Raw genomic sequence first — 17234 nt, forward strand, 5'->3', positions numbered from 1 at the left:
ACCAATCTGAAATCACGTATTCTCGCGAAATTCTATCGCGCTTTTGAGAAAGTCCCTCGAACGAAGCGATTGAGGGCCTGTATAATTGATCGTCTTTTCATAGATGAAATTCGAGCTTTCTGCTTTCTCCAAATGGTTTTTTAGGGCGATATAATTTTCAGCACCACCCATGTGCTGCCCCTCCTGGATTGCCTGCTGAACCTGGCCGGCAAGATCGGAGAAGATTTTGAAATGAAGGAGTACGCCCCATTCGGTCGTCCAATTGTAGCGAGCCGGTTTCGGCCAATGAACCGATGCTCCGAGTGTGCAAGCTCGATCCCAATAGAGAAGAGGGTATTTCATCAGATGATTGTCGGAATGAAAGACCCGCCGCCTCACGCCGCCGAGCAGGATCGGACCAGCCTGCTCTAGCCGGCCTTCATAATCGCCTCCGTCAAATAAGGGGGCTACCTCCCATGGCTTCTCACCATTTGTGCCGTGAAAGACCGCTTCCTCGAGTTCCCGCGGATAGAAATCGATCATCGGCGCAGCGACACGTCTGATGGCTCTTCGGTTCAGTACCGCAACGTAATCACTCAATGGCATTTGATCGTGCAGTGGCGCGATGAAATATTCGTCACTATCCACATTCAAATACCATCGTCCAAATCCATAGCGACACATGAGCCATTCACGCCACACCTTACCGCGCCGAGCCTCACGATATCGCCTTGCCGAGACCCACAGGTCGACATCTTCCTGCGCTTGCAGAAACTCTCGCGATCCGTCGGTCGACCGATCATCGACGCATATGAAGCGTGAGACGCCCATCGATCGATAGTGCTCGAGAAAACTCGGTAGAAATCTCAGATCATCATGGCAGAGAAAGACGCAAGCGATGGCGTCACCAGAAAAACGTTCGGGGCCGGCACCGCTCGACAGCGAAAGCTCGGCGATGCGCAGGTTTTTCAGGTATCGGTATTGAGCAGATAGAAAATCTCGCAGACGCATCGTGTCATCTGCGCTGCGAACCGCTCCCTCGCCGCAAAACGGATAGGAAAAAGGGGTGCCTTCATCATTTGCCATTTCGGCCCCCAATTTCGCTTAAAAGTCTCAGGCGCTTAGCGCCACTTCACTTCGAGGATTTCGTAGTATTTGCTCCCGCCAGGCGCTTTCACCTCGATTGAATCGCCAACCTTCTTGCCGATCAGCGCACGGGAGATCGGCGAGGAAACGGAAATCCGACCCTCCTTGGGATCAGCCTCCTGATCGCCGACGATCTGATAGGTCTTTTCGTCTTCCGTATCCTCATCGACGAGCCTGATCGTCGCGCCGAACTTGATCGTGTCGCCGCTCATCTTGGAGACGTCGATAATTTCCGCGCGAGTGGTTAGATCTTCGAGTTCCTTGATCCGGCCCTCATTCAGGCTCTGCGCTTCCTTGGCCGCATGGTATTCGGCATTCTCGGAGAGATCGCCATGGGCGCGCGCTTCCGAAATCGCATCGATGATGCGCGGCCGTTCTTCCTGCTGGCGCCAGCGCAGTTCTTCCTTCAGCTTGAGATGACCCGGAGCGGTCATGGGCACTTTCTGCATTGTCTCATTCCATTTGTACTGACGCCGATAGCGGCCACGGAAGGCTTGGCCATCGACCAAAAAAGAAACCCCCGGTCGCCATTTCGGCGGCCAGGCGTTACATCCACCATGAGTCTAGCGAACCGTTTTGCTGCTGCCAAGCGGGGGGACGACGTCCACTACGCAACTTGACTTCGCGATCCTATCGCGCAACTGGCCCGCGATAATCCACATGGGGATCAATTCGGCATGAAAATCTTCCTGATCATCCTCGCCATTCTTGTCGCCGTTGCAATTGCTGCGTTTCTTGGCGCGATCGCTTACGGCAGACTGACGGGATGGGAGACCCGAACGCGAAAGGCCGATCAGGGCATGTATGATTTTGACGCGGCACAGCGTTCCGCGACTGATAATGACGCGCTGGGCTGCACGAAAGGCCTCTGCGCCGAGCCGGACGTGGTCCTGCCGGAGCCGCCCGACAGCGCCGAAAACGCATTCGCGCGGATTGAACGGCACATCGAAGCCGACCGATCGGAGGTCGAGCGGGTGGATGATCGCTCAGATATCACATATCGCCGTTATGTCGTTCGAACGCCGCTCATGCGGTTTCCCGACACTGTCGACCTGCGCTGGTCGCCGGAAGGTTGGCGCGCCATGAGCCGCTCTCTACTTGGACGAAGCGATCTCGGCGCCAATGAAAAACGCCTGCGCCAGTGGTTCGATATCGAGAATGACTGACGTCGCATTGCCGCAAACCGCCTCAGCAGATTTTCCGCTCAGAACACGCCTGATAGCTGCTTTCATGCTGCTGTTTGCCGGCGCGATCTGGGGCATGGGCTTCGTCGCCCAATCCACGGCGATGGATTCGCTTGGACCGTTCGGGTTCATCGCTGCCCGGTTTGCCGTGGCGACGGTCGGCCTTCTGCCCTTCGCATGGCTGGAACTGCGCAAGGCGCGCCGCTTGAGGGAAAGCGGCAAGGCGCTTCCCGATCACGGCACGCTGATGCCGGAATGGGGTGGTTATGCGCTGGCGGGCCTTGCCTTCTTCACCGGCATGGCGACCCAGCAAGTCGGGCTGGTAACGACGACCGTCGGCAATTCCGGCTTTCTCACAGGCCTATATGTTGTTTTCACGCCTTTCATCGTGCTTCTGCTCTTCCGCGAGAAGCCGAGGGCGATCGTCTTCCCTGCCAGCGCGCTGGCCCTCTTCGGTATTTTCCTACTGTCGGGTGGCCTTGGCGGCAGCCTCAACTCCGGCGACTGGTGGACCATTCTCAGCGCGAGCTTCTGGGGTCTTCAGGTGGCGCTCACCGGCCGCCTCTCAGAGCGCACCGGTCTGCCCGTCACGCTGACGACGGTGCAGATGGTGGTTGCATGCCTTCTGGCCCTGCCCCTGGCGCTCGTCTTCGAGACCGTCAGCACGGCGTCACTCCTGGTCGCCCTGCCCGAAATCATCTACACAGGCCTTTTTGCAGGCGGTCTCGCCTTTTCGCTTCAGGCGCGAGGCCAGCGCTACGTCAAACCCGGGCCGGCGGCGATCCTTCTGTCCTCAGAGGCGGTCTTCGCCGCCATCTTCGGCGCCATCATCCTCGGTGAGCGTCTGGCATCCATCGCGCTTGTCGGCTGCGGCCTGATCCTTGCCGCGATCCTTCTCGCCCAATGGCCGCAAAAGCGCCCGAAATCCTAAAATTCGGGATAACTTTGAATTCATTTGTCGCGGCTAAAATACCCGGACTGGCCGCGTGGAAGGCCAGCACCTTGTGTATCCGGGTTGCGTATCATGGTCCGTCCGTCCCACCTCCGTCTCATGGCCGCCATCGGCGGCGCCCTGCTCGCCCTGTCGGGCTGTGGCGACGATTCCGGCCGCTATAGCGGCGCCTACGGCTTCGCGGGAGGGTTCGGAAGGACAGTCGACGGCTACGGCGCGCCCGCCGTCATGCCGCGCGAGGAGGCCGAGTGCCGCCGCAAGCTCAAGCGCATGAAGGTGCAATACACCGATGTGGCCCCCATCCATGACGGCCCCAGTTGCGGCATCGAATGGCCGGTCCAGCTCACCCGCCTGCCCGGCAAGGTGGCAGTGGAGCCGGCCGCGACGCTGACCTGCCAGATGGCGCTGGCGACGGCGGTCTGGGCCAAGGAGGAGCTGAACCCCTCCGCCCGCTGGCGCTTCTTTTCCGGCGTCGAGAAGATCCGCAACGGATCGAGCTATCGCTGCACGCGCATAGGCGGCAGGGGCAAGTGGAGCGCCCACGCATCCGGCAACGCGCTCGACGTGATGGAGATCGTCCTGAAGAACGGCAAGAGCATCGACGTCACCAAGCCCGGCTTCTTCTCGTTCCGCCAGAAGGGGCTTCTGAACGCGGTGCGCGAGGACGCCTGCCCCTATTTCACCACCGTGCTCGGCCCCGGCTACGACAAAGCCCATGGCGACCATTTCCACTTCGACCTGATGAGCCGGAAGAACGGCTACCGCGTCTGCAAGTGACGGCTTCGCCAGCGCCTTGGCCACGCGAGCGACCAACAGGAGATCGCCCATGAGACTGCCGCTCCCGGCCCTCGCCATCCTCGCCGCCACGCTCGCCCTTCTAACAGCCTGCACCGGCGGAGTGCCGGGCGAGCGTCCCGCCCCAGCCGAACCCGATCCGCTGCCCGACTCCGACCGGGTCTGCACGCAGCAATATGAACCGGTCTGCGCCCGGCGCGATGGCGACATGCGCACGTTCGGAAACGCCTGCGAAGCCGGCGCGGCGGGCTACCGCACGGTCCATGACGGGCGATGCGAAGACAAACGCTGAGGCCGCGCCTCACTGCACGGTGAATTCGACACCCTTGGAATTGCGATAGCGGTTCGGCCCGATCTTCTCGAAGGTCACGCATTCGGTGCCCTTGGCCGGGCCGCGCGGAAAGGTCGTGCAGACCTGGTTGCCGTTAGCGCGCCAGGTGCCGTCGACCGAGCCGAGGAAGGCGCGCGCCGTCACCGTGCCATTGGCGCGATAATTGAGCGTGATGGCCATGCCGAAGCGCCGCGTCTTGATGGTCTTGCCTTCCATCTGCGCCTTGATTTCGGCGGCGGTGAGCGGCGCGGCGCTGGCGGGCGAGACCGCGCCAGCCAGAGCGGCAGTCGCGATGGCCATCGCGATAAGGGCGGAAGGAAACAGGGCGCGCATGGAAATCCTCCGGTCCGATGCGAACGGCGCGGCGGGATGCGCGCCATGCGGCAGACTAGCCGATGGCACCGGAACGGCCAAACGGCCCGCCCGGTTTCGCCGATAGCGGAGAAAACCGCACGGCGCGGCCGTCCGCGAAACGGCGGACATGCCGAAAGACCCGCTGGCCATGCGCGTCGGCCGCCGGCGGGTGGGAAAGGAAATGAGCAAAGACGGTGGCCGGAAAGGCGCGTGTCCTTGGGTGGTGTGAGTGCGACCTTCCGGCCACCGTCCAGGCGATTATCGACTGAGCGTCTCTGTGACGGCAGCATCCTTCCCGGCGGAGACCCGCCCGTGAATACTGCCGCCTCCTGCTTCAGCTCTCCGCTCGTGCTCCGAGCGTTCAGCCCTCGGATCGACAAATCGTTGTCGATCCGCAAGACGGGCTTCACTGCCCCGCAGGCTCGAACGGTCTTGGCTCACCGAAAGTCCGTAGCCAAAGGGGTGAGGAATGGTCCGCGAAGCGGACCGGAAGCCAACGATTTGGCTTTCGGAATGACGAACGGGCGAAGCGGAAGCGAGCCCCGGCACCCACCACCGATGACCACGGATTCGTCACCGGCGCGCTACGGTGAGAAGCGGTCCGCTTCAACGGACGGAAAGCAGAGCTTTACGAGCGCCGAACGCCCGGAGCCGAAGCGGAGGGCAGGCCCCATCGAAATCTCCGGTTCGCGATCCGTGCTCCGCACCTCAAGGAAGGCAGTGCGGGCCAGGATAAGGGAGGTTGGAAGGGCGTGGATAGGACCGGCTGATCAATCAGAATAAATTTGCTAGTTTTCGTCTAAGCTAAGCTTTACGAGTCAGCAATAGAAAGAGATGGCGAACTGCTCAGCGCTATATTCGTAGCCTTAATTATTCCATCAGCATTAATGGAAATAACCTTCTCATGTAGCGACTCAGCGGTCAAAATATCAGCTTGATCAGTGACATCCGACGCATTTGGAGCTGCACTCATAATCTTGGTTATAGCAGCGAGTTGAGGGTCTCCATTTTCAATGGACTCCATAATGGATCGATGGGTAGCCCCATCGTAAAGCCCATCGATAATCTCACCGGTACCGTCTACCATCTTCTGAAGTACTTTTTGACCATCCTCGGAAGCGCGTAAACTGAGTATCTTACCGTAATCAATTGCATATATCACGTAGGATTCAAGCTTTCCGATGACGTCATTATAGTACTGATAGTTGTTATCAATCAAATGTATCAACCGTTGAGCCCAAAGATCTTGTAAAAGTAAACTTTGCCGATCAACGTCTGTAGAAACAGAAAATATCTTGGTTTTCTCGTGTAGGCAGTGCTGAAAGAGAAGCTCGAAAAGCTCTAAAGAATTTTGAGAAGATCCATCGAAATTTGATACTTTTGTGTTTGCAAAATAGTTTATCGCCGACGCTTGAACTGCTTTCATACTAATTGGCAATTGTGCGGTGCCGTGGGTTGCACAGCATTCTGCAATCATCGCCAAAAAATCTCTTGGGTTACCTTCGGACGTTCTGACAAAGAAATCAAAAGCTTTCTCAGATTCAAAAACCTCTGAAAAGAGCTTGTCAAATATAGCATTGATTTGGGCCGCGATAAATTTCGTGGGGTCATTAAAATCCATCTCGTATATTTCTCTGCCAATTGCCTCTAAAAAATGCTTTAGAAGTATAAGTAGCAGAAATGATTTAACTGACTCCTTATCTAAATCAAATGTAAATATATGATTCAAATCAGTTAATTCTGTAATATCTATCCCCGGCTGAAGCCCAATTCTTCGACCAGAGGAAACCGACGTGAAAGAAGTCAAATATTTCAAGGCACCGATTTTACAGGAAATCCGATTTGAAGTACCAATCGTTCGCCTTATCATTTCGGCAAATATAGGCTGAATATTTCTATCTATCTGAGACCATTCATCAATCAAAAAGACAATTTGTTCAACACCAAACGACTCTGCAAGTTCATTGAACGCCAATCTAATTTCAGAAATATCGATAAAATGACTTGCCTCGATTACATACTCTGTAAATTCTTCATTCGAAATAGAAGCATTTCCAGAAATCGCAAAGTCTATATCGAATTTTTTCGACGATATGTGCGAAGAAGCGCCAGCATCTGCCCTAGCATCCGACTTTCTTTTGACAGTTTTCTTATAACCCTCTATTCGCTCCCGCATATTTTCGTTGCGAAACGCCCGCCTGAGCCGCTTGGATGCGGCCTTGATCCGCGACTGGGTGCGAACTGACTTATACCATGATACCCATTCTTCATCGAGCACTGGTGGAGTTTCATAATTACTTGCTAACTCTATAGCTCTCTCGGCGCACACATTTAAAAAATTGGAAAAAAATATTTCGACAACATCAATATCCGTCAATACCGGGGCAATTCTACTTATATCCAACTCTCTCATATCGAAGTAAATAGGTATACATTTATAATAAGGCACTCTCTGACGAGAAACTTCCTCGAAACACTTTAATATATGAGTCTTTCCTGTGCCGTTTCTGCCGTATATAACTTGTGTATTTTTATTATTAAGTAGACTTATATCTAAAACAGGAACGTAGCTGGGAAAGAAAGCAGAAAAATCGTCAGATTTTTCTGCTCTGTGCTTCAAGCTACTTATCATATCAACGATTTTAGATGCACTCAAAATCTTGGTGCGATAAATAGATTTAGAACCGGTCGGAAAATCTGACATTCGATTTCCTTATTGATCATTCAGGCGTTGTATCTCTCTTCAGAAATCGAAGCTTTTGCAAAAGCTTCGATTCGTTAGAAGCTCTCATCGGGGACGACTGTAACATCGCTGAGTAGCTTTGCCATAAAATTTTGATAACGTGTTAGACCGAGAGCACGGCATTTTAGTAAAGTTCCAACTTTACCCAAGTGGGGCATTGTTTTGGCCGCGTTCGCTGCGCCGGCCCGATCCTTTCCGTGATTGGCAGGGAAGCGCTGAAAGAGTAGCGAACCGGTCGAGCCACCCTTTCCCTATTGGCTCCTTTCCCCAACCATCGCGGGCCGGAAAATATTCCGGCCTGGGGCGTCGTAACCCCTCATAGAGCGGTCGGTATCGACCGGTAACGATACCTCCTCGCGTCGATATGGCCGGGGAGGCTGCGGCGTATGTCCAGAGCTCCGGCTTAAAGGCCGTAGCGGTCGTCTTCGTGCGGCTTACGAACTCCCCGGTCACCAGAGGTCCATCCTCGGGTGACCGATTTCCTTCAAACGGGGAGTTGCCGATGAACGACTATAATTTCCGTGCCGATCTGCTCGACACATTCCAGTCCGCGCCGGACGCGATCAAATCGCTGATGCTGATTCTGCCGCTGGCCTTTGCGCTCGGCCTAATCGCGCTGGTGTTGCATCACCGCCGCGCGGCCTGGCGCATGGAACGCCACGACGCGATGGAGCGTGACGCGCGCGAAGCCGAGTGGGAGCGGATGATGGAGACGACGCTTGCCGATCTGCGCTGGCAGGAGGATGGCGGGACGGCCCGACCGCCGCACCCGCTGCGCAAGGATGAGCGCTTCGACGAGACCTTGATGCTGGGCCGGAATTAGGGGTGCTATACGATAGGTGGCCACTCTCTCCCCCTCGGGGAGAGGTGCCCCGTCAGGAGTAGAGAGGGGTTCTGACGCCCCCACCCCCCTCTCTGTCGGCTGCGCCGACATCTCTCCCCAAGGGGCGAGAGTGGCGCGGCATACACCCTTCCCCGTCGTGGGAGATGGGCGGTTCCTGCTTCGCCGTGATGACGTTCGATGGTGCCGTGCATGGATCCTCGGGTCAGAGCCCGAGGATGACGACCGTGTGGGAAGGGAGGCCTACTTTCCCGGCTTGCCGCTCTTCGTCGGGCGCTTCTTGCGCTTGGCGTCGCCCTCGTCTTCATAGGAGCCAAGCCCGATCTTGGCGCGGCGCACCGGCTTGACCTCATCGGCAATGTCCGCGGCTGACAGGCCCGGCACCTTTTCCGGCGCGGGGTGGATGACGCGGCTGGTATGGACCGGCTTCTCGGGCAGCGCGCCCCCCTTCCCCTTGATCTTCTCGGTGCGACCGACGGTCATCTCGTCGAGACCCGGCTTGCGGAAGTAGCTGCCCGCCGCTCTCTCCCCCTCGGGGAGAGATGGCCCGTCAGGGGCAGAGAGGGGTTCTGGCGCCGAGGGTTGCCCCCTCTCTGTCGGCTCCTCCGACATCTCTCCCCCTGAGGGAGAGAGTGCCGTGTCATCCTTTGAACGTTTCCCTTTCGGTGGCTTGCCCTGGGCCTTTCTCTTCCGCGAGTCCTGAGTGTTTTCGATGCCGGAGTCGCGCTCCATCGGATCGGCAAGCACTTCCAGCTCGGTCTGCTGGAGGCGGCGCACCTCGTCGCGCAGGCGCGCGGCGGTCTCGAAATCGAGATCGGCGGCGGCATCGCGCATCTGCTTTTCCAGCGCTTCGAGATGGGCGCGCAGATTGTTGCCGACCAGCGCGCCTTCGTCCCTGGCCGCGCCCTTCCTACCCTTCGCGCCGGTAATGTCGGCGCGGACATGGTCGCTTTCGTAGACGCTCTCCAGAATGTCGGAAATCTGGCTCTTCACGCTCTCCGGCGTGATGCCCTGCTCCTCGTTCCACGCCTGCTGCTTTTCGCGGCGGCGCGCCGTCTCGTCCATGGCGCGCTGCATGGAGCCGGTGACCTTGTCGGCATAGAGGATGACCCGGCCGTCCACATTGCGCGCGGCGCGGCCGATGGTCTGGATCAGCGAGGTTTCGGAGCGCAGGAAGCCCTCCTTGTCGGCGTCCAGAATGGCGACGAAGCCGCATTCTGGAATGTCGAGACCCTCGCGCAGCAGGTTGATGCCGACAAGCACGTCGAACGCGCCGAGCCGCAGATCGCGGATGATCTCGATGCGCTCCACCGTGTCGATGTCGCTGTGCATGTAGCGGACGCGGATGCCCTGCTCATGCAGATATTCGGTGAGGTCTTCCGCCATGCGCTTGGTCAGAACGGTGCAGAGCGTGCGGTAACCGGCCTCGGCGGTGGCGCGGATTTCGCCCAGCACGTCGTCCACCTGGCTGCTGGCGGGCCGCACCTCGACGGGCGGATCGATCAGGCCGGTCGGGCGGATCACCTGCTCGGCGAAGACGCCGCCGGCGGCGTTCATCTCCCAGTCGGCCGGGGTGGCGCTGACGGCGACGGTGGCGGGGCGCATCGCGTCCCATTCCTCGAAGCGCAGCGGCCGGTTGTCCATGCAGGACGGCAGGCGGAAGCCATATTCGGCCAGCGTCGCCTTGCGGCGGAAGTCGCCGCGATACATGGCGCCGATCTGCGGAATGGTGACGTGGCTCTCATCGATGAAGAGCAGCGCATTGTCGGGAATGTATTCGAAGAGCGTGGGCGGCGGCTCGCCGGGTTTCCTACCCGTCAGATAGCGCGAATAGTTCTCGATGCCGGGGCACGCGCCGGTGGCGGCCATCATCTCCAGGTCGAAGCGGGTGCGCTGTTCCAGTCGCTGCGCTTCGAGAAGGCGCCCGGCCTTCTCCAGCTCTTCCAGCCGCCATTTCAGCTCGGCCTTGATGCTCTCCATCGCCTGGTTGAGCGTCGGCTTCGGCGTGACGTAGTGGCTGTTGGCGTAGATCTTGACGCTGGAAAGTTCGCCGGTCTTCTTGCCGGTCAGCGGGTCGAATTCGGTGATCTGCTCGACCTCGTCGCCGAACAGGCTGATGCGCCAGGCCTGGTCTTCCAGGTGGGCGGGGAAGATCTCGATCGTATCGCCCCGCACACGGAACGAGCCGCGCACGAAATTGACGTCCTGGCGCTTATATTGCTGCGCGACCAGGTCGGCGAGAAGCTGGCGCTGGTCGATGCGGTCGCCGACGGCGATCTGGAACGTCATCGCGGTATAGGTCTCGACCGACCCGATACCGTAGATGCAGGAGACCGACGCGACGATGATGACGTCGTCCTTCTCCAGAAGCGAGCGCGTGGCGCTGTGGCGCATCCGGTCGATCTGCTCGTTGATCGACGAATCCTTCTCAATGTAGGTGTCCGTCCGAGGCACATAGGCCTCGGGCTGATAATAGTCGTAATAGGAGACGAAGTACTCCACCGCATTGTTCGGGAAGAACTTCTTGAACTCGCCATAGAGCTGCGCGGCGAGCGTCTTGTTGGGCGCGAGAATGACGGCGGGCCGCTGCGTCTCCTCGATCACCTTGGCCATGGTGTAGGTCTTGCCCGAGCCGGTGACGCCGAGCAGCACCTGCGTGCGCTCGTTCTGATTGGCCGCCGCTACGAGATCGGCAATGGCGGTGGGCTGATCGCCCGAGGGCTCAAATGACGTCACCATGTCCAGCTTGATGCCGCCTTCGGACTTGGCGGGCCGCGCCGGGCGGTGCGGCATCCAGGTGCCGTCCTTCATCTCCGGCCTGCCATGCTCGATCAGGTTGGAGAGCGCTTCGACGGTCGCCGTCACCGCGCCGGTCGATTGGAGCTTGGACGCTTCTTCCAGGCTGACGTCGAGACCGGCGACGGGGTTGAGGCCCGCGGCTGCGCGTTCCTTCGGGTCGTTGGTGCCACCGATCAGGATGCCCGCACCGGTGCGCTTGTTACCGACCTCGCCGGAATTCTTCTTGGCGTCACGCTTCTTCTTGGCTTCGGCGGCGCGCTTCTTCTTTTCGGCGAGCACATCCTCGGCCTCGGCCTCCTGAACGCGCTTGCGGTGTTTCCCGGCCTCGGAGGCGCGCTTGCGATTGGCTTCCTTACGCGCGGCCTTGGCTTCGGCCTCTTCCGCTTCGCGCGCGAGATCCTTCGCCCAATCGGTGATCGAGCCGCCCTTGTAGGGCGCACCTTCGAAATCGGATTGCGGCGCCTCGCCGAAACCGGTTTCGGGCTTTTCAGTCTTGGGTGAAGAGGATCGTCTGGCCATCGCGTCAATATGGTGAAAGCGGCGGCGCTTGAAAAGGCGTTCGCGCTTTGTCTCCTGACAAAAACGAGTGGCGGGTGGGGGAGCGCCGCTCAGCGTTCCTCGTGCTGCAGCACGCCAGTAAACCCGACAATGGTTATGGCTGTCAGAATCGCACCGAGCAGACGAAGCGCCATAGAGCGGATCAATGCCAGCCAGCCAATGGCTAGATTGAAGCTGCGATCACGCTCATCGGCACCGATGCCGGGAATGCTTTCTGGAAGCGTAACCGGTAGGAAGCGATCCGTGTCAGCGCGCCAGAAGCTTTCGACGTTGAAGTCGAGGATGGGAACGAAAGTGTCGAAAGCGTGGAGGAAGGGCCGGAAAGGCGGATAATCCGCCGCCGTGCCGCCAGCCTCCGAGCGGAGCGTGTCGCCGACCCGCACTGGCTGGAACAGTCCCGCACCGTCGGCAGCCGACGTGCCGCCGCAAGCACCGTTCGCGCAAAGCTGCTCACCGCCCCAGAAGAGACTACCGGCGAATGCGATCACCGCGAGCGACCAGAGCAGCGTCTTGCCGGGCCGGTAGCCATAGTCGGAAACGAGGTGAAGAAACCAGCCGACGAACCGATGGCCGAGCGGCGTACCGTGCGCCCGGCGCGCCCGCAGACGCCGCTCGATCGTCACCTTGTTCGCCGCCCGGTCATAGCCCATTTCACGCAGCACACTGGCCGTCATTCGCCAGGGCTGCGGATCGAAGTTCAAGGTGAGATTCGCCGCAGGCTGGCCGGCCAGCCAGTCGATCCGGGCGGCGGCGATCGCGTCTTCGCCCGCCGGCGCGCGGCGAAAGCGGTTCCGCAATCGTTGGAAACGGCCGGAACCCACAGCGACCGGCGTCTCATGTACACCGTCGGGATATTCAAAGTGCCGGCATGTGAATCCATCAAGAATGAAATGCTGGCAGTCGATCGCTCCACTCTCGGTCGCGAGGCATTCGCGTTCCGCACAAATCTGACCACCCGCTCGAAGGGGCGGCGCCCAGCCGCTTTGGGTGTCGACCAGCGTATCGCAACGCGCCCGCGATAGATCAACGATACCGCGCGGTGTCCGACCGGGGAGTACCAGTTGCCCGTCGATCCGCGCCGAACGCAGGTCGAGTGCTACAAGTCTTTCGGTAACGTCCGATGTCGTGTCGTCAGACGCGAGAGCGGAGCACGTGAACACGCACAAAAACGCATTGAAGTGATCCGCGCTCATGGAATGACCGCAAAACCAACCATCGATGACAGCATCTGCAAGGTTCCACTGTCCCGCCCGACTTGTCGCGGCCTGAACGGCCATTCCGCCCGCATTGCGAAACTTGGCATTGTTCGCGTTGAACTGAACGTTGATCGTCGCGCTGTTCATGTCAAACAGCCCATCGACCTCCGCGCCATCCACGAACCAACCCTTCGCCCCGCAGTCTTGTGCGCTGATCGCCACTGCGCCGGTATTGCAAAACTTAGCATTGTTCGCACTGAACTGACTGTCGAGCGTCGCACTGTTGATGTCGAACAGCCCGTGGACCTCCGCGCCATTCATGAACCAGCCGATCGCCGCGCAGCCTTGTGCATTCACTGCCATCTCGCCGGCATTGCGAAACTTGGCGTTGTTCGCGGCGAACTGACCGCCGAGCGTCGCGCTGTTGATGTCGAACAACCCATCAACCTCCGCGCCATCCGTGCACCAACCCTTCGCCGCGCAGCCCTGTGCGTAGATTGCCTTTTTGCCCGCATTGCGGAACTTGACGTTGTTCGCGACGAACGGACCGTCAAGCGTCGCACTGTTGATGTCGAACAACCCATCAACCTCCGCGCCATCCATGAACCAACTCTTCGCCGTGCAGCCCTGTGCATTCACTGCCGTCTCGCTGGCATTGCGGAACTTGGCACTGTTGGCAACAAACTGGCCGTCGATCGTCGCGCTGTTGATGTCGAACAACCCATCCACCTCGGCCTCGAGCATGAACCAGCCCTTCGCCGTGCAGCTCTGCGCCTTGACCGCCGTTCCCCCCGCATTGCGGAACGTGGCGTTGTTCGCAGCGAATTGGCCGTCGATCGTCGCGTCGCTGACGTCTAGCGTGCCGTCGATTTCGCATTCGTCGAACCGAAGAGCGCCTCGGATATGCGCGTCGGGTAGTCGGAGACCCGCTTTGAAATGCGATCCAGCGAACCGGAGGCCGAACCGTATTTCAGCCCATTCCAGATCGGGTTGATCTCGAAAGATCAGTCCGTTCGCGCCAATCCCTTCGGGGCCGACCTGACCGTCCGACCAATCGGAGTGGTGGAAGGTCTCGAGCGCCAGCGCCTCCAGCAGCGCAGCCGAGACGATCCGGTCATCTTCCGAGAGGTCCGAACAATCAGCCGATTCGCCAGAAAAGACGGCGTTACAGAGACGGCGTTCGGCTTCGGTCGGAGCGCCATCGGCACCGGAAAAGTGATTGAACTCGTTGCCGGCCATCATCACCCCACCCGCAGAACATATAGGTGACTATGGGGAAGACGATGCAGGATGAAAAGGCGTTCGCGCTTTGTCTCCTGACAAAAACGACTGGCGGGTCCGAAGGCGTCCCCTAGATCAGGATGCAGACCAACACGAGCAGGAAGACGAGCTGTCATGACCGACAAAGCGAACGCCACCTGCCGCAAGATCCATGTGACGGGCCGCGTGCAGGGGGTCGGATTTCGCGCATGGACCCAGGATCAGGCACATGAACTCGGCGTGACCGGATGGGTTCGCAACAATCCGGATGGCTCGGTCACGGCTCTTGCCTGCGGAGACACCGAGACCTTGAAACGTTTCGGTGAGCGGCTTCAGGATGGGCCAGTGGCGGCCTCGGTGGATGAGCTTCGGACAGAAACGGCAGATCAGGCGGATGCCCCGCCGTCCGGCTTTTCCATTCACAAATAGTTCCGCCCAAAACAGGAACGGCCAGGCGGATGCCCGGCCGTCCTATCTCGAAAACTGGCTGCTCGTTCAGAACTTGACGGCGAGCCCCATCTGAATGTTGTGCGTGTAGAGATTGCCATCATCAGCGGTGGTGCCAGCATCGTCGACGGCTTCAAAGTCGCCAGTCGCCTTGAACCGATAGCCGAGATCCAGTGAGACCCGCTCGTTGAAGTCGTACGTCACGCCCGCTCCAAGCTGGCCGGCGACAACCCATTCATCGGCGTCTACGGTGCCGAGACCAACTGCGTCGAAATCGAGGTCGACATAGGCTGCACCGACACCACCGCCGGCGTAAAAGCCGATTCCGCGATAGGCGAAAATGTCGGCCCAGAGATTGCCAAGAATATAGACTGCATAGGCATCACCATCGAGATCGGTTTCGATGCCGCCGAATGAAAATTCATCGCCGCCGAAACGCTGATAGCTGACCTCGAGTTCACCCCGGATGCGCTCGTAGCGATACCCAACCGTTCCACCGACAACGAAGCCTGTGTGGAGATCAAGATCGACTTCAGTGCCGGCCACGTCAAACTCCAGATCATGCGGGATCGCCACGCCGCCGAAGATCGAAGCATAGAAGTTACGTGTCGGTACATAGTCCACCGTCTCCTGGACGGGTTCGTAGACAACAACGTCAGCGGCCGTTGCGACCTGAGCGTAGGCACCGATGGCGAGCGCCGTGCTGCAGAGAAGAAGAAACTTTTTCATCACTTCGAACATCCGGTTCTGTTGAAACACGCCCCTGTAATATTTCCTAAGGGAAGGACGCGATCCGGACCACGAAAATCGTCTCACCCCCGCGCCCCCGCCGCGCCTTTCGAAAAGCATGTGATCGAAACCACACAGAAGTGCGGGCTAACGATCGCAGGAAGCCGATATTCGACCGCTTAGAGGACACCACTCAGGTATGATGACGGACCTTTTCGAGCAGCTCGCGGCGACGGCGTTTCGAACGGATCTGTTCCGTCCGGACATTGAGCGGCGTTACCTTCGGGCCGCGCGGGATATCCCGGTCGAACTGGAATCGTCTGAACGCTCCGACAGGGAGGCTTTCCGGCGCATAGAGGGCGACAACCATGAGATCGAGCTGCGTGACGTCCTCCACCGTAGCGGAGACATCGTCGGAGCCTTCGAGCATCACCGTGACGATTTCGTCGAAATGGCCGATATCCAGATATTGCCCGGTGTTGAGACTGCCCTGTCCCATCTTCGAGCGCGGGTCGTTTCCGAGGTCTTCGGGCAGGTCGCGCAGATCCGTCAGCGCCAATTCAACCTGCCTGTCGCCGAAATGAAGGGTCGCGATCAGGCTTGTGACGTAAAGCGGCTGGCTGCTCATATTGGTGACCAGGCATCGGCTTCTCATGCCTTTGCCCGCTGCGCGGGTAATGAGGATGGAAGATCGGCGCCCTGCCCGAAACTGAATCAGGAGAAGCTGAAGATACGTAATCCAGACCACGAGCATGCAAGCGCTGATGATGGCGCTGAGGGCACCGCTAAACTCTGAGAACCACTGCCACATGAGGTTTTCGTCCGATCTTCCTCCGCAGCCGAAGCCGCCTTCGCTCGCGTTAGCCCGGCCAACGGCTCGCGACCAATTCCGTTTCATCATTCATCCTGTTACGAACGATAATGTTGACTGGCATCTGTTGCCGGGAAAGAGAAGCCAAAGGCCACCGAAACCGCTGGAGAAGTCATGGACGACGACAAGCCATCCCAAAAGAGCACGGTGCGTGTGCCGGCCATGCCGGCGGACGCAAACGCGGCCGGCGATATCTTTGGCGGCTGGGTGATGGCCCAGATGGACCTTGCCGCGGGAATCCATGCCGCAGAGCGCGCCGGTGGACGCGTCGTCACCAAGGCTGTCCGCGAAATGGCTTTTGAAAGGCCGGTCAAGGTGGGCGACACGGTCGCGGTCTATACGGAAGTCATCGGCGTCGGACGAACCTCGATGACGCTGGCGGTGGAAGCCTGGGCGCAGCGCTATCTGACCCATGAAAGTCTGCGCGTGACGCGCGCCGAATTCATAATGGTCGCGCTCGACAGCGAAGGGCGCCCTACTCCGGTACCGGTCCAAAACTGACACTCGTCCTCTCGACGCCGTTGAATGTCATGGAAGTTTTACTTGCCGGCCAGCCATGTTCGGGCAATAATCCTCATGTCTGGGCGATGGTCCGGGTGAAGAACCATCGCGATGCGAGGTCTTTCTCCGGCTTTCCTCGGCAACACGGCGCCTGACAGCCGTTTCCACTCCCGTCACGCCATGATCTCCCCCGCCATGGTCTGATCGATGAGCCGCAGAGGGGGAAGGACGACTTCGCATGAGCCAGACCGGCACCGTCAAATTCTTCAACGCCGAAAAGGGTTTCGGCTTCATTACGCCAGACGGCGAGAGCAAGGATGTGTTTGTCCACATCTCTGCCGTCCAGGCTTCCGGCCTCGACACGCTGTCCGAAGGTCAGAAGGTCAGCTTCGAAACGGAGCCGGATCGCCGTGGCAAGGGCCCGAAGGCCGTCGACCTCACGGTGCTCTGACGCAATTTCCCGATTGAACGACGTAAAAGGCCGTCCCTTTGGGGCGGCCTTTTTCCATGGAAGACTGAACGGTTCATTCAGCTACGGTTCAGCGAGC

Annotated in this window: 16 protein-coding genes; 8 read left to right on the forward strand and 8 right to left on the reverse strand. The window is 59.0% G+C overall.

The features are described from left to right. Nucleotides 1-12: 12 nt before the first annotated feature. Entirely contained in the window at nucleotides 13-1065 is a 1053-nt protein-coding gene (locus tag D8780_RS08905) for a glycosyltransferase family 2 protein (RefSeq protein WP_121645275.1), read from the reverse strand. A 35-nt stretch (nucleotides 1066-1100) separates the two neighbouring features. Next, nucleotides 1101-1574 (reverse strand): transcription elongation factor GreA, encoded by a 474-nt coding sequence (gene greA, locus D8780_RS08910; RefSeq protein WP_121646475.1) that lies wholly within the window; start codon nucleotides 1572-1574, stop codon nucleotides 1101-1103. 228 nt (nucleotides 1575-1802) lie between these two features. Here greA and D8780_RS08915 point away from each other — a divergent pair, with 228 nt between their 5' ends. From D8780_RS08915 to D8780_RS15830, 4 genes are all read left to right on the forward strand, one after another. Further along, a complete protein-coding gene (locus D8780_RS08915) occupies nucleotides 1803-2291 on the forward strand; it encodes a DUF1499 domain-containing protein (protein WP_121645276.1) in 489 nt (162 codons plus the stop codon). Next, nucleotides 2284-3240 (forward strand): DMT family transporter, encoded by a 957-nt coding sequence (locus D8780_RS08920; protein WP_199699577.1) that lies wholly within the window; start codon nucleotides 2284-2286, stop codon nucleotides 3238-3240. The genes D8780_RS08915 and D8780_RS08920 overlap by 8 nt, the downstream gene beginning before the upstream one ends. A gap of 120 nt (nucleotides 3241-3360) precedes the next feature. After that, nucleotides 3361-4038, forward strand: coding sequence for an extensin-like domain-containing protein (locus tag D8780_RS08925; protein WP_245412310.1), 678 nt, complete (start codon nucleotides 3361-3363; stop codon nucleotides 4036-4038). 49 nt (nucleotides 4039-4087) lie between these two features. Further along, entirely contained in the window at nucleotides 4088-4348 is a 261-nt protein-coding gene (locus D8780_RS15830; protein WP_199699578.1) for a hypothetical protein, read from the forward strand. A 9-nt stretch (nucleotides 4349-4357) separates the two neighbouring features. Here D8780_RS15830 and D8780_RS15675 read toward each other — a convergent pair whose 3' ends face one another. Beyond that, on the reverse strand, nucleotides 4358-4720 hold the full coding sequence (locus tag D8780_RS15675) for a hypothetical protein (RefSeq protein ID WP_147440301.1): 363 nt from the start codon (nucleotides 4718-4720) through the stop codon (nucleotides 4358-4360). A gap of 832 nt (nucleotides 4721-5552) precedes the next feature. After that, the gene (locus D8780_RS08940; protein ID WP_147440302.1) at nucleotides 5553-7445 is read right to left on the reverse strand and encodes an ATP-binding protein; all 1893 of its coding nucleotides are present in this window, start codon (nucleotides 7443-7445) and stop codon (nucleotides 5553-5555) included. Between the two features lie 541 nt (nucleotides 7446-7986). Here D8780_RS08940 and D8780_RS08945 point away from each other — a divergent pair. Next, nucleotides 7987-8307, forward strand: a complete 321-nt coding sequence (locus D8780_RS08945) for a hypothetical protein (RefSeq protein WP_121645280.1) — start codon at nucleotides 7987-7989, stop codon at nucleotides 8305-8307. Between the two features lie 261 nt (nucleotides 8308-8568). Here D8780_RS08945 and uvrB read toward each other — a convergent pair whose 3' ends face one another. After that, nucleotides 8569-11643, reverse strand: a complete 3075-nt coding sequence (uvrB, locus tag D8780_RS08950; RefSeq protein WP_121645281.1) for an excinuclease ABC subunit UvrB — start codon at nucleotides 11641-11643, stop codon at nucleotides 8569-8571. Nucleotides 11644-11732: 89 nt separating this feature from the next. Further along, entirely contained in the window at nucleotides 11733-14120 is a 2388-nt protein-coding gene (locus D8780_RS08955; RefSeq protein ID WP_121645282.1) for a hypothetical protein, read from the reverse strand. 153 nt (nucleotides 14121-14273) lie between these two features. On the opposite strand from D8780_RS08955, the gene D8780_RS08960 reads away from it, so the two are divergent. Beyond that, the gene (locus tag D8780_RS08960; RefSeq protein ID WP_121645283.1) at nucleotides 14274-14567 is read left to right on the forward strand and encodes an acylphosphatase; all 294 of its coding nucleotides are present in this window, start codon (nucleotides 14274-14276) and stop codon (nucleotides 14565-14567) included. Between the two features lie 66 nt (nucleotides 14568-14633). Here the strand turns inward: D8780_RS08960 and D8780_RS08965 are convergent, their stop codons facing one another. Both D8780_RS08965 and D8780_RS08970 read right to left on the reverse strand, forming a co-directional pair. Further along, a complete protein-coding gene (locus D8780_RS08965; protein ID WP_158598474.1) occupies nucleotides 14634-15314 on the reverse strand; it encodes an outer membrane protein in 681 nt (226 codons plus the stop codon). 193 nt (nucleotides 15315-15507) lie between these two features. Then, nucleotides 15508-15969: a hypothetical protein gene (locus D8780_RS08970; RefSeq protein ID WP_245412311.1), complete on the reverse strand. Its 462-nt coding sequence runs from the start codon at nucleotides 15967-15969 to the stop codon at nucleotides 15508-15510. 330 nt (nucleotides 15970-16299) lie between these two features. Between D8780_RS08970 and D8780_RS08975 the strand changes: the two genes are divergently transcribed. Further along, nucleotides 16300-16686 carry an acyl-CoA thioesterase gene (locus tag D8780_RS08975; protein WP_121645285.1) on the forward strand — a complete coding sequence of 129 codons (387 nt, stop codon included), beginning with the start codon at nucleotides 16300-16302 and terminating at the stop codon, nucleotides 16684-16686. 238 nt (nucleotides 16687-16924) lie between these two features. Further along, nucleotides 16925-17137, forward strand: a complete 213-nt coding sequence (locus D8780_RS08980) for a cold-shock protein (RefSeq protein WP_121645286.1) — start codon at nucleotides 16925-16927, stop codon at nucleotides 17135-17137. The last annotated feature ends 97 nt before the right edge of the window (nucleotides 17138-17234 follow it).

Source organism: Notoacmeibacter ruber (genome assembly GCF_003668555.1).
GTDB lineage: Bacteria > Pseudomonadota > Alphaproteobacteria > Rhizobiales > Rhizobiaceae > Notoacmeibacter > Notoacmeibacter ruber.